The organism is Corallococcus caeni (assembly GCF_036245865.1).
Classification (GTDB): Bacteria; Myxococcota; Myxococcia; order Myxococcales; family Myxococcaceae; genus Corallococcus; species Corallococcus caeni.
The window spans coordinates 234,345-247,412 of sequence record NZ_BTTW01000007.1 but is presented as its reverse complement, the minus strand read 5'-3'; the positions used below and the strand labels follow the sequence as shown (position 1 = coordinate 247,412).

The window sequence follows — 13,068 nt, the reverse complement described above, 5'->3', positions numbered from 1 at the left end:
GACGTTCTGCCTGAAGTGCGTTCGTTCACGGCCGCGTCTTCTGGTCTATGAAGAGCCGGACGCCGCTTCCAGACACCCAGGGAATGGCTGCGGCCTTCCCGACATTCAGACTGTCTTCCGGGAGACAATTTCCGGCGGCGTATGGAGGAAGGGCATGAGGGCAGCACACATCCGGTGGGGGCTCTTGCTGACGGGGCTCGTGCTGGCGCTTCCGGCGCACGCGGACCTGTCCCGGCGGCGCAGCGACGTGGTGGAGGTGGTGCAGAAGGTCTCCCCCGCGGTCGTCTACATCGGCACCGAACAGGAGGTGGAGTCGCGCTTCCGGGGCCGGCAGCGCTCGCCGCTGGAGGAGTTCTTCGGCCAGGGGATGGATCAGCCGCAGACGCGCCAGCGCATCACCGGCCTGGGCAGCGGCGCCATCATCGACGCGTCCGGCATCATCGTCACCAACGACCACGTCATCCGCGGCGCCTCCGCCATCCACGTGGTGCTCGCGGACGGGCGCACGTTCGACGCGGAGGTGGTGGGCAGCGACGCGAACAACGACCTGGCCGTCCTCAAGGTCAACGCGAAGGAGCCCCTGCCCACCGCGAAGCTGGGCACCAGCAGTGACTTGATGATTGGCGAGACGGTGGTGGCCATTGGCAGCCCGTTCGGCCTGAGCAAGACGGTGACGGCGGGCGTGGTGTCCGCCACGGGCCGCACCTTCCGCGCGGACGACCGCGTCTACAACGACTTCCTCCAGACGGACGCGGCCATCAACCCGGGCAACTCCGGCGGGCCGCTGCTCAACGTGGACGGGGAGATCATCGGCATCAACACCGCCATCTACGCCAACGGCCAGGGCATCGGCTTCGCCATCCCCGCGGACAAGGTGCGGCGCATCGTGGAGGAGCTCACGCGCTTCGGGAAGGTGCGCCCCGCGTGGGTGGGCATGGACACGGCGGACCTGCCCGCGCAGGTGGCCGCGCGGCTCGGGTGGGACCGCACGTACGGCGTCATCGTGACGAACGTGGATCCGGACAGCCCCGCCTCGCAGGCCGGCGTGCAGCGCGGCGACGTGGTCGCGGAGCTGGGCGGTTCGCGCATCCAGGACGCGGAGGACTTCGACTCGCGCGTGCGTGGTTATCCGGCCCGCTCGGTCTTCCCCCTGGTGCTCTTCCGAGCAGGCGGAAACCGCACGGTGCAGGTGACGCCGGTTGAATTTCCTGCTCGCCTGCTTGAAACCCTGGCGTGGGAGAAGCTGGGACTGCGGGTGAAGGAGAGCAAGGGCGGGATGGCGATCGCGTCCGTGCGGACGGGCTCCGCCGCCTCGGAGATTGGCCTGGAGCCGGGGGACGTGCTGTTGCGGATGAACAATCAGCCTGTCCCGACGGGTGACACTTTCCGTGAAGCCCTGCTGACGGCGCGACGGGGACGTAGCGTGCTGTTGCTCGTGCGGCGCGGGCGTTACGGCTACCACCTGACACTGCCTTTCGAAGGCCAGCGTCTCTAGGGACGTCCCGGGGATTCCAGGATCGACGGGAAGGGCACTAGCATGCCGTTCCCATGAGTTCGCCTCGCTATCAATCACTCGGCCCCCTCCTTGCTGGAGAGGGCTCGCGTGCCTTCCTCGGCCTGTCGCTGGAGGAAGGCGCCACGCCCCGTCCCGTCGTGCTCATCTGGGCACCGCCTGAGATTGCCCAGAACCCGGAGCTGGTGGCGCGCCTGGAGCGCGAGACGAACCGCGCCATCGTCTTCGAACACCCGAACATCCTGCGCGTGTACGGCCTGGAGAAGCTGGACGGCGGCCTCGCGCGAGTCACCGAGTTCGCGGACGGCGAGCCCCTGCGGCGCGTGCTGGAGGCGAACCCGCGCATGTCGCCCGGGTTCGCGGCGCTGGTGGTGGCGGACGCGGCGATGGGCCTGCACTACGCGCACGTCGCCGGCAACGACGACGGTTCACCGCTGGTGCACGGGGACATCCGGCCCGAGACCCTGATGGTGTCCTTCAGCGGCTTCACGAAGGTGACGGGCTACGGAGCGCTCTCCGTGGCGCCGCGCGAGCGGGGTGGCAAGCGCGTGAAGAACCGGCGCGCGTACACGTCCCCGGAGCAGTTGCTGGGCGGGCGTGAAGCGGTCAACGTGCAGTCGGACGTGTTCCTGCTGGGGCTCACGCTGCACGAGTGCCTCACGGGGAAGATGCCGTTCAAGGAGTCGGCGGATCCGGACAAGGCGGTGCTCAACCGCGCCCTGCCCCCGATGCCCGCGGACGTGCCGCTGAAGCTCGACGCCGTCGTGCGCCGCGCGACGACGAAGCGCGCGCTGGAGCGCTACCCGTCGGCGCTCGCGTTCCGCGAGGCGCTGGTGGATGCGATTGGCAAGCTGCCGGAGCACGAGGAGTTCGCGGCGCACCTGGCGAAGCTGTTCCCGCCGGAGGCCGAGGCGCGCGCGGCGCGGCGGGCGACCATCGAGAAGGGCATCGCGGAGGCGCTGTCCAAGGCGGGCATGTCCGCGCCGCAGATCGCGGAGCTCATCGCGCAGGGCGTGGGGCTCGCGGAGCCCGTGAAGAACAAGGCGCCAGAGCTCTCCTCGGCGGAGAGCAGCAAGCCCGCGCCCGTGCAGTCCGTCACTGCCGCCCCCCAGGCTTCCGCCTCCACGCAGGCTCCGGCAGCACACGCCTCCGCGTCCGTGCAGGCCTCGCAGGTCGCATCCTCCTCGGCCGCGCACGGCTCGCAAGGCGCGCAGGCTTCCGCCACCACGCAGGCTGCGTCCGCCCAGCCGTCCGCGCACAGCGTGCCTGCTTCGTCGGCTGCGCAGAGCACTCAGGCTTCGCACGGTGCACAGGCCGCTGCCGCGAGCAGCGCGAGCGCGGTAACGGCTCAGGGCGCCACTTCTGGAACGCCCTCCCCTGCCCCCACGACCTCCACGGAGACGCGGCCCGCAGGCCCCATCTTCGGCGGCGCGGCGAGCCCGGTGGTGCAGTCCGCGGCCGCACAGAAGCCTTCGCGTTCCTGGGTACCGTTCGTGGTGGGCGGACTCGTGCTGACGCTCGGCGCGGGCGCGGTGATCGTCCAACGCCAGCTCCAGGGCACGATGACGGTGGAGACCTTCGACGCGGGCCTGCCGACCGTGGTGGTGGCCGAGCCCTTCGACGCGGGCATCGAGGACGCGGGCGTGGACGCAGGTGTCGACGCGGGTCCGACGATGGGCATCCTGGACCTCACGGTGGAGCCGCGCGTGGAGGTCACGCTCAACAACGCACTGCTGGGCCGCACGCCGCTGTCCGCGTCGCTGCCGCCGGGCAAGCACCTGCTCACCTTCACCAACGGCGCGCTTGGCATCTCCGTGTCGCGCACCGTGACGGTGGCGCCCACGGGCCGCTCCGCCTACCAGTTCTTCCTCAACAAGGCCTTCATCAACGTGCGAGGCCCGGCAGGCGCCAACGTCACCATCGACGGCAAGCCCGCGGGCACGGTCCCGGTGGAGGAACTGGACGTCTACGAGGGCTACCACCGCCTCAATGTCACCGTGGGCCCGTCGCACTGGCAGAAGACCTTCACCATCGAGCCCGGCCAGCGCGTCAACTTCGACGTGGACTTCCAGGAGCCCCAGGAGGCCGTGGAGGAGTAAGCGCCGGTTGGCCGTAACGCCACCGCCACGGGCCGCAGGTTCGATTCCCGCCGCCTCCATCCCGAGAAGCCCAGCACTCTTGAAGGGTTGCTGGGCTTTTCCTTGTCCTCGTTTTCATCAGGTACCCTGAACCCAGGGCTCGTTCGACGGGATCGTCGAGGTAACGCCTACCCCGCGACCCGGACCGCTCACGCAATGAGATGTCACGCATTGGAGAGCAGGGTCCTCTCATCCCAGACCAGGCGTTCCTCCCCCGATGAGTCGTGGCAGCCCATGACGGATTCTGCCAGGGTCCGGGCATCAATCCCACCCATCACCCAGGCACCTTCCCAGCCATGGCTCTCGTGGGAATGCTGTCTGGGTTTCGGCCTGTGAGCGCCCCGTGAAGGAACATGACGCGGCGGCCACGGATGATGACGGGCATGGAGGCAGGAGACCTCCACGCCCATTGCATTCAGAACTGCCCGCCAGGGCAGGCAATCATGCAATGGCTGACAAGACGAACCATCGACTCAAGCCGCGCGATCCGGCCCTGACAGTTCATCGAGGCGCACTCGGACGAGCCCATCTCCCTGGCCGACATCGTCGCCGCCACCGGGGTGCCGGAGCGCTCTCTTCGAGATTGTGAGACAAACGTTGCTCGCACGCACGCCGGGGACGACCGTCGCCAGCGTCATGGCCTCGCTCGGCTTCGTATCCGGAGGGCGATTCAGCGTCGAATACAAGAAGCTCTTTCCCATCTATTTCATTCGCAAATTACATATCGCCGCAGGCGCGTTCGACCCACGTCGAACGTGAGGGGTTTGTGTCGACTCGTGCATGGATTTAGCTGTGCGAAACCGACGGGCATTGTGCCGAATCGGCAGGAGTCCGACCGCGATCACGAAATAGCAATTGACAAGCCATCTCAGCGGTGCAATACATTTCACTGCCGGTGAACAAAGCCAGCCTGCCTTCAAATACAATCCAGCTTGGGTGCCCGCGAGCTTAGCGCAAGCCGTGGTGCGTCCTTTCAGGGGGAACCTCAATGAAACACAAATCCATTTCGCGCTTTGTCATGATCATGGGGGTCGGTTTGCTCGGCCTCATCGGCGGTTGCAGCCCGGTCTCCGCCGGAGACAATGACGCGGACGTCGGTTCTGCCGACTCCGCCCTCACCGCCGAGCAGTGCGATTACTTCGATACCAACGGCAAGGTCCAGCTCTGCCACAAGACCAGCTCGAAGATTCATTCCTACACGATCGTCCGTGTTAGCGAGCAGGCGTGTATCAACGCGCACAGCGCTCACGACGGTGACTACGTCACCAGCCTCGACCCGACCTCGTCGCTCTACGACCCGACGTGCAGCGGCCAGGGCTGCCTGCCCGTGAACGCGCCGTGCGACGCCACGGTCCCCTGTTGCGACGGCCTCACGTGCCAGAGCGGCACCTGCGTCGACGCCAACGAGTGCGCCGCCGGTACCGACAACTGCGACGAAAACGCCACCTGCACCAACACCGTGGGCTCCTTCACCTGCGCATGCAACGCGGGATACGAGGGCGACGGCGTGACCTGCACGAACATCGACGACTGCGCCGCGAGCCCCTGCCTGAACGGTGGCACCTGCATCGACGGCATCAATAGCTACACATGCGCGTGCGCTCCCGGCTTCACCGGCACCAACTGTGAGACCAACATCGACGAGTGCGCCGCAAACCCCTGCCTGAACGGCGGCACCTGCACCGACGGCATCAATAGCTACACGTGCGCGTGCGCTCCGGGCTTCACCGGCACCAACTGTGAGACCAACATCGACGAGTGCGCCGCAAGCCCCTGCCTGAACGGTGGCACCTGCACCGACGGCGTGGCTGGCTACACCTGCGAGTGCGCGCCGACCTACGAGGGGACCAACTGCGAGGCTTGCTCCGGCACCCTCGGGGACTGCAACGGGAACTCGTCCGACGGCTGCGAGGTGAACCTCCAGAGCGACGCCGAGAGCTGCGGCGCCTGCGGCATCGTGTGCTCGACGGGCCAGATCTGCTCGAACGGCACATGCCAGACCGCTCCCATCGGTCAGGTCCCCGGCACGCCGATCAGCTCCCCCGCGAACCACAACCCGCTGGCCCCGGCGGTCGCCGATGTGAACGGCGACGGCAAGCTCGACATCCTGGTGGCCAACGCCGAATCCGGGTCGATCCTGCTCCCCTCCGGCTCGCTCTCCGTTTTCCTGGGGAACGGCGACGCCAGCGTCCAGTCGGAGGTCAACTACGGGAGCGCCTCGCTCTCCAGCAACGCGGTCGTGGCCGTGGACGTGGACGGCGACGGGTGGCTCGACGCCGTCACTGTCAACGGCCAGACCAACCTGCCCCTCATCCCCGGAAACATCAGCGTCTACAAGAACCTGGGCCCGAGCGCGCCCGGGACCTTCGGCGCGCCGACGAGCTTCACCACCGGCACCCCGGGCTCCGTCCACCTCTGCACCGGGGACTTCGATCACGACGGGGTGGCGGACATCGCCACGACAAGCGTGACCCTGAGCCAGGTGAGCGTGCTCTTCGGCACCGGCACGGGCAGCTTCGGCGCGCCCACGTTCATCGGCATCCCGAACACCGGCGGCGTGCAGTCGACGATCGCCTGCCGTGACCTGAACAGCGATGGCTTCTCCGATCTCGTGGTGACGAGCCCCGCCAGCGCACGCCTGTCGATTCTCATCAACCAGGGCGACGGCTCGTTCGCCGCACCCGTCTCCTACAGCAACGCAGTCAACGGCCAGACGGCGGGCATCGCCTTCGGCGACGCCAACGGCGACGGCACGCTCGACATCCTCTCGAACGGCGCGGCTGGCCGGTACCTCTTCTTCTTCAAGGGGAACGGCAACGGCACCTTCGCGAGCGGTGTTCAGTCCACCGCCGCGGCCACGACGGCCACCAACTCGGCGCTGGGCGTCGTGGCCGATGACTTCAACGGCGATGGCAAGCTCGATGCCTACATCCTCGTGACAACGGCCACGGGCGGCGTCCGCCCGATGACCGGCAACGGCAACGGAGGCTTCACCTCGGGCACCGTCGTCACGACCGGTGCATCGCCTGGACTCAACGCCATCGCCACCGCGGACATGGACGCGGATGGGTACGCCGATCTCATCCTGACCAACAGGGGCTCCGGCACCGTGACCGTGGTCCCCAACGGACTCTGAGTCGCTGTCCGCGATACCGCCATGGGGCGCTGTGCCCTAAGTTCAGCGCGGTCTCGGTAGGAGAATCGGTGCGCCGCGTGCTACGCGCGCGGCGCTGGTACCCGGCTTGAGCTTCAACACCACGCGCTCCAGGGCGGCCCTCGCGCAGGGGCCATGCGTCAGGCGGGCATTGGCCTGTCAAATGAACATTGCGTCACGGCGCTTTCTATCCGTGGCATGCGTGCGGGTCTGGTCCATTGAAAGGCGCCCATCGCGATTCCAATCCAATCGCGTTGAATGGGCTCCTAGAACAGCGACGAACCGCAAACCGAGCAGAAACCGCTCCTCACCTTCTCGAATGACCTCATTCTTATTCTGTTCCGGCCCACCCTGACTTCAGTGTAAATCCGGATAGCACCAGCCTGTTCAACCGGGAGAAGCAGTGATGCCAGGAACGAATGTACGAGCGGCGCCTTTCACGCCGCTCTTCGTCGTGTGCGCGGTCTTCTCCCTCTTCGTGGGCTGCTCGACGGAGTTGTCTCCGGAGCTGGCGGTCACGCGCGCGGGCGCGGTCGTTCAAGACGCAAACTTCGCCGACTCCGTCTTCGTCAGTGGCCTCCAGGGCCCCACCACGATGACCTTCGCGCACGATGGGCGCCTGTTCATCTCGGAGAAGAATGGCTCGCTGCGGGTCGTCGCGAACGGCCAGCTCCTGACGACTCCGTTCATGACGCTCGCCGTGGACACCGGCAACGAGCGCGGACTGATGGGCGTGGCGTTCGATCCCAACTTCGAAAACAACCACTACCTGTATGTCTATTACACGTCGGTTGCCGGCAGCATCCACAACCGACTCAGTCGGTTCACCGCCAATGGCAACGTGGTGGTTCCTGGAAGCGAGCTGGTGCTCGCCGACTTTCCGACGCTCGACGCCGCCAACCACAACGGCGGCGCGGTTCGCTTCGGACTCGACGGCAAGCTCTACGTGTCAGTCGGAGAGAACGCGGTCTCCTCCAACTCGCAGAGCCTGAACACTCCGCTGGGCAAGCTGCTGCGCTTCAACCCGGACGGCACCATCCCTACGGACAATCCGTTCTACGCGACCGCCACCGGGCTCGCCAAGGCGACCTGGGCGATGGGACTGCGCAACCCCTTCACCTTCGACGTCCAGCCCGGCACGGGCATCCTGTTCATCAACGACGTGGGTGAAGGCGGCTGGGAGGAGATCAACCGCGGCCAGGCAGGTGCCAACTACGGCTGGCCGATGACCGAGGGCTATTTCACGAACCGCCCGGAGCTCACGCAGCCTTTCTTCGCGTACCCGCATGGCTCCGGCACGGCCGCTGGCAACTGCATCGCTGGCGGTGCCTTCTACAACCCACCGGTCTCCGCGTTCCCCAGCGCGTATGTCGGGCAGTACTTCTTCGCGGACTACACCAACAACTGGATCGCACGCATCGACCCGAACACCGGCGCGCGTTCGCTGTTCGCGACAGCCACCCCGGGGCCCGTGGACCTCGATGTCGGACCCGATGGCGCGCTCTACTACCTGGCGCGCGGCGCGGGCCAGGTGGGCCGCATCGCCTACACCGCTTCGCTGCCGCCGAGCATCGCGCAGCAACCGGCGAGCACGTTGGTGTCCGTCGGCCAGCCGGCGACCTTCACGGTGTCGGCGAGCGGGGAGCCGCCCCTCACCTACCGGTGGCAGCGGAACGGCGTGGACATCGTCGGCGCGACCTCCCCGAGCTACGAACTGAGCGCCGCGCAGCTCGCGGACAGCGGCGCGCGCTTCCGCGCGGTCGTGACCAACGGGCTGGGCTCGGCCACCAGCGCCGAGGCCGTGCTGACGGTGACGTCCAACAAGCCGCCGGTGGCAACGATTGTGACTCCGGCCGCGGGCGCGACCTACACCGCGGCCACGAACCTGACGTTCTCCGGCTCGGCCAGCGACCTGGAGGATGGCGCGCTGCCTGCGAGCGCGATGACCTGGACCATCACCTTCCACCACGATACCCACACGCACCCCGCCATGGCCGATACCACCGGCATCGCGAGCGGGAGCTGGCCCATCCCGAGCATCGGCGAGAGCTCGGCCAACGTCTGGTATCGCGTGCGGCTCACGGTGCGCGACTCGATTGGCCTCACCCACACGACGTATCGCGACGTCCACCCCGTCACGGTCCCACTTACGGTGACCAGCGTGCCGAGCGGGCTTCAGGTGTTGATGGACGGGCGGCCGTTCGCGGCGCCACACGAAACGACGGGCGTGGTCGGTGTCGTCCGCTCCGTCGGCGTCGAGTCGCCGCAGTATGCGAACGGGAAGTTCTGGGCGTTCTCGTCGTGGTCGGACGGCGGCGCGCAATCACATACCTTCATCACGCCTGGCAGCGCGGCCACCTACACCGCCCAGTTCGTCGAGACCTCGGGCGGTAGCTGCTACCAGATTCAGAGCGAGCGCAGCGACAAGTGGCTCACCGTCAACACCGCGGGCAAGGTCGTCGCTGGCAGCACGACACAAGCAGGCGGGCAGATCTTCCAGCTCGTTCCCAATGGCACCCAATACAAGCTCAAGGGCTCGGGCGACGCGTTCCTGACGGTGGTGACGAACCAGTTGGCGATGAGCGCCAACTTCTCCAGCGGAGAGTCGTTCACCCGGCTCGCCTGCGGCTATGGCGGGCGCACCCGCGTCGGCTTCCAGGCTTCGTCGGGGAGCGCGCCCCACTGGAAGGAGACCGCCACGGGCGAGCCCATCCAGAGCGGTGACGGCGGAAATGGCGGCGCCTGCAACCCGGCGGATGGCGGTGCCTGGGAAGCCTTCTACCTCGAGCCGGTGGCCTGCCCGGATGGCAGCACCGGCCCCGTCTGCGGCAACGGCACGGTCGAGACCGGCGAGCAGTGCGACGATGGCAACACCCAGCCCGGAGATGGCTGCGATGCGACGTGCCACACCGAGGCCAGCGGCAGCGCGGGTTGCTTCCGCATCCAGAGCGAGCGCACCGACAAATGGCTCACCGTCGACGGGGCGAGCAAGGTGGCCGCGCTCGGCACGACGCAGACCGGGGGCGAGGTCTTCGAGCTCGTCATCAGCGGCGCGAAGTACAAGCTCAAGGGAACGAGCGGCGCGTACCTCGCGGTGGTCGCGGATCAGCTCACGGTGAACGCCTCGGTCAGCACGGCGGAGTCGTTCACCCGCCATGACTGCGGCGTCTTCGGTGGCCGCAATCGCTATGGCTTCGAGTCGTCGACAGGCACCGCGCGCAACTGGAAGGAGAACACCCCCGGCGCTCCCATCCAGAGCGGCAATGGCGGCAACGGGGGCATCTGCAATCCCACCGACACGGGCTCGTGGGAAGCCTTCTACCTGGAGCCCGCGACCTGTCCCTGAGCCGGGCAGCAGGCACTCTCGCATCCTCCTGCCGGCCGGCGCGCGGAGCGGCGTCCGCACACCGCCCGCTGATGCGACCCGGGGTGGAAGCGGAAGTCGCGCCCGCCCCTGCGCACGTCATGCGGCCGGCTGCAGGACGACCTTGGTCCAGCCGCTGTCGCGCTTGTCGAAGCGCTGGTAGCCGTCCGGCGCATTGTCGAGCGGGAGCGTGTGCGAGACGATCCACGAGGGCTTCGCCTTGCCCAGGTGGATGAGCTCGCGCAGCTGGCGGTTGTAGGCCTTCACGTTGCACTGGCCGGTCGCCACGCGCTGCCCCTTGAACCAGAGCATGCCCCAGTCGAAGACGATCTCACCCTTCTTGGCCAGGGAGTCGGGGCCACCGGGGTCATTGGGGATGAAGACGCCCACCACGCCGATGCCTCCGGTGAACTTCACCGCCTTCACCAGGTTGTTCATCGTCAGGTTGGGGTACTCCTTCCCCTGCGGGTCGTGCGCCTGGTAACCCACGCACTCGCAGCCGCGGTCGGCGCCCTTGCCGTGGGTGAGCTCCTTCACCCGCTCGACGGGGTCCACCTTCGAGTAGTCGATGGGGATGGCGCCGATCTTCTCGGCGAGCGCGAGCCGGTCCGGGTGGCTGTCGACGAGCATCACCTTGCTCGCGCTCTTGATGGTGGCGGAGAGCGCGGCCATCTGTCCCACGGGCCCTCCACCGAAGATGACGACGGATTCGCCCGGCATGAGCCCGGCGAGCTCGGTGACGTGGTAGCCCGTGGGGAAGATGTCGGAGAGCATCACGTAGTCGAGCTGCTTCTCCTCGGCGTCCTCTGGCAGCCGCAGGCAGTTGAAGTCCGCCCAGGGTACGCGCAGGTACTCGGCCTGCCCGCCGCTGTAGGGCCCCATGTCGGCGAAGCCGTAGGCGGCGCCGGCCGTCCCCGCCGGGTTCGCGTTGAGGCAGAAGGCAGTCAGGCCGTGCTCGCAGTTCTCGCAGTGGCCACAGCTGACGTTGAAGGGAACGGCCACCCAGTCGCCAACCTTCAGCTTGTCCACCGCCGAGCCGACCTCGACCACCTCTCCGAGGTTTTCGTGCCCGAGCACCCGGCCCGACTCCATGTCGGTGCGGCCTTCGTACATGTGCAGGTCGGAGCCGCAGATGTTGGTGCTGCGGATGCGCACCACCGCGTCGGTGGGCCGTTCGATCTTCGCGTCCGGCACCTCTTTCACCCTGACCTTGCGCGGTCCCTCGTAGACGAGTGCCTTCATGGCGTCTCCCTGTGCATGCTGTGCATGGCGTTGCAGCAGTTCTTGTCGAACCTTGGCAGGAGCGCACGTCACGACAACCCGGCCCTCCTCGGGTGCCGGCCGCCCGGCAGAAGGACGGCAAGGGGCTGGCTGAGGACGTCGAGGGCCTCCCTGGCGCGAGCGTCCGGGGACTGGCGGAGGGGGGGCCTTACAGGACGCCCACGCGAAAGAGGGCGCGCTGACAGGGCCCGGGCCACGTGCTTCCGCCACGTGCTTCCATTGAGGCCTTGGGGCAGGGGGTGGACGCCAGCGCGCGTCGGGTAACAGCTTTGGGCGAAAGGAACCCACCCGATGGCCACACTTGCTCCGCCCCCTCCCGCCTCAGGCATCCTTGTGCACGGTCTGCCGCCCGGCACCCGCGCACCCGAATGGGACGCGCCGTCCACCCCCGACGGGCGTCGCATCAAGCTTGCGGACCAGCGGGGCTCCCCCGTCGTCCTCGTCTTCTATCCGGGGGACTTCACCCCTGTGTGCACGGGAGAGCTGGGGCTCTACAACGAGCTGCTGCCCGAGTTTGGCCAGTTCGGCGCGAAGGTGTTCGGCATCTCGTGCGACTCCCTCTGGAGCCACATCGCCTTCGCCAAGGAACTCCACATCCAGATTCCGCTCCTCTCCGATTTCCATCCGAAGGGAGAGCTGTCGCGCCGCTACAACGTCTACCGGGAGGACGCCGGCATCTGCGAGCGGGCGCTCTACGTCATCGATGGCAAGGGCGACATCTACTGGAGCCACGTCTCGCCCATCGAGATCAACCCCGGCGCGGACGGCGTCATCGACGCGCTCGAGCGGCTGAGCGGCAAGCAGATGGAGGTCCCCACCTTCCAGCCACAGCAGCAGCCATCTCTTCCGGAGGCCCGGACATGAGCAGACTTCGCAGAGGCGTGGACACCAATGACTGGGCGAAGGGGCCGGCCGATGCCCCCGTCACCCTCCTGGAGTACGGCGACTTCGAGTGTCCCTACTGCGGGCGGGCCTTCTGGGAGCTGAAGCGGCTCGAGAGCGCTGTCGGGGACCGGGTCCGCATCGTGTTCCGCCACTTCCCGCTCTCCCAACTCCACCCGCACGCGCTGCTGGCCTCGGAGGCCGCGGAGGCCGCCGGCGCGCAGGGCCGGTTCTGGGAGATGTACGACAGGCTCTTCGAGAACCAGCAGAACCTGGAGGCTCCCGCGCTGCTGACCTACGCGGCCGACCTGGGGCTCGACATGGGCCGCTTCACTCGTGACCTCCAGGAGCACCGCCATCTTTCCAAGGTTCGCCGCGACTTCATGGAGGGCGTGCGCAGCGGCGTGAACGGCACCCCGAGCTTCTTCCTCAACGGGGAGCGCCACAACGGCGGCTACACAGCCGAGGCGCTGCTCGCCGCCATCGAGGACCGGCAGGGGCCACAGCTCGAGCCGATGACAGGGCTCCCCTGGGAAGGCGACCGCGTGCCGCGCATGGGCTTGTTCCAGGCACCGCCCCATTTCCATGGTTGAAGGAGCGCAGCAACCCTGACGCGAGGAGACGGACTGGGAGAGGGCCGAGCGCTACGCTCGTGCGCTCTTCAACGCGTCCTCCTGCCCGCTTCGCTTGCGCCGCCTTGCGCACGTCTGGCGCAGGGCAGGCGCGCTGCGGAGGA

The 13,068-nt window shown here is 67.6% G+C and carries 7 protein-coding genes; 6 read left to right on the top strand and 1 reads right to left on the bottom strand.

What is annotated here, in order from left to right; genetic code table 11:
• Positions 1 to 154: 154 nt before the first annotated feature.
• The 4 genes from AABA78_RS28040 to AABA78_RS28025 all read left to right on the top strand — a co-directional run bounded on the left by AABA78_RS28040 (position 155) and on the right by AABA78_RS28025 (position 10,151).
• Positions 155 to 1,495, top strand: coding sequence for a trypsin-like peptidase domain-containing protein (locus tag AABA78_RS28040; protein WP_338267570.1), 1,341 nt, complete (start codon positions 155 to 157; stop codon positions 1,493 to 1,495).
• Between the two features lie 53 nt (positions 1,496 to 1,548).
• Complete coding sequence (locus AABA78_RS28035; protein ID WP_338267568.1) at positions 1,549 to 3,612, top strand: protein kinase domain-containing protein; 2,064 nt, start codon at positions 1,549 to 1,551, stop codon at positions 3,610 to 3,612.
• A 1,027-nt stretch (positions 3,613 to 4,639) separates the two neighbouring features.
• Positions 4,640 to 6,787: an FG-GAP-like repeat-containing protein gene (locus AABA78_RS28030; protein ID WP_338267567.1), complete on the top strand. Its 2,148-nt coding sequence runs from the start codon at positions 4,640 to 4,642 to the stop codon at positions 6,785 to 6,787.
• A gap of 424 nt (positions 6,788 to 7,211) precedes the next feature.
• Entirely contained in the window at positions 7,212 to 10,151 is a 2,940-nt protein-coding gene (locus AABA78_RS28025; protein ID WP_338267565.1) for a PQQ-dependent sugar dehydrogenase, read from the top strand.
• Between the two features lie 117 nt (positions 10,152 to 10,268).
• On the opposite strand, the gene AABA78_RS28020 is transcribed toward AABA78_RS28025, so the two are convergent.
• Complete coding sequence (locus AABA78_RS28020) at positions 10,269 to 11,411, bottom strand: glutathione-independent formaldehyde dehydrogenase (protein WP_338267564.1); 1,143 nt, start codon at positions 11,409 to 11,411, stop codon at positions 10,269 to 10,271.
• Between the two features lie 330 nt (positions 11,412 to 11,741).
• On the opposite strand from AABA78_RS28020, the gene AABA78_RS28015 reads away from it, so the two are divergent.
• Both AABA78_RS28015 and AABA78_RS28010 read left to right on the top strand, forming a co-directional pair.
• Complete coding sequence (locus AABA78_RS28015; RefSeq protein ID WP_338267562.1) at positions 11,742 to 12,314, top strand: redoxin domain-containing protein; 573 nt, start codon at positions 11,742 to 11,744, stop codon at positions 12,312 to 12,314.
• Complete coding sequence (locus AABA78_RS28010; protein WP_338267561.1) at positions 12,311 to 12,925, top strand: DsbA family protein; 615 nt, start codon at positions 12,311 to 12,313, stop codon at positions 12,923 to 12,925. The genes AABA78_RS28015 and AABA78_RS28010 overlap by 4 nt, the downstream gene beginning before the upstream one ends.
• Positions 12,926 to 13,068 lie beyond the last annotated feature (143 nt).

Excerpts from the sequence above, each read along its gene's own strand:
- AABA78_RS28040 (WP_338267570.1), top strand. The coding sequence starts at position 155 with ATGAGGGCAGCACACATCCGGTGGGGGCTCTTGCTGACGGGGCTCGTG.
- AABA78_RS28015 (WP_338267562.1), top strand. The coding sequence starts at position 11,742 with ATGGCCACACTTGCTCCGCCCCCTCCCGCCTCAGGCATCCTTGTGCAC.
- AABA78_RS28025 (WP_338267565.1), top strand. The coding sequence starts at position 7,212 with ATGCCAGGAACGAATGTACGAGCGGCGCCTTTCACGCCGCTCTTCGTC.
- AABA78_RS28020 (WP_338267564.1), bottom strand. The coding sequence starts at position 11,411 with ATGAAGGCACTCGTCTACGAGGGACCGCGCAAGGTCAGGGTGAAAGAG.
- AABA78_RS28030 (WP_338267567.1), top strand. The coding sequence starts at position 4,640 with ATGAAACACAAATCCATTTCGCGCTTTGTCATGATCATGGGGGTCGGT.
- AABA78_RS28035 (WP_338267568.1), top strand. The coding sequence starts at position 1,549 with ATGAGTTCGCCTCGCTATCAATCACTCGGCCCCCTCCTTGCTGGAGAG.
- AABA78_RS28010 (WP_338267561.1), top strand. The coding sequence starts at position 12,311 with ATGAGCAGACTTCGCAGAGGCGTGGACACCAATGACTGGGCGAAGGGG.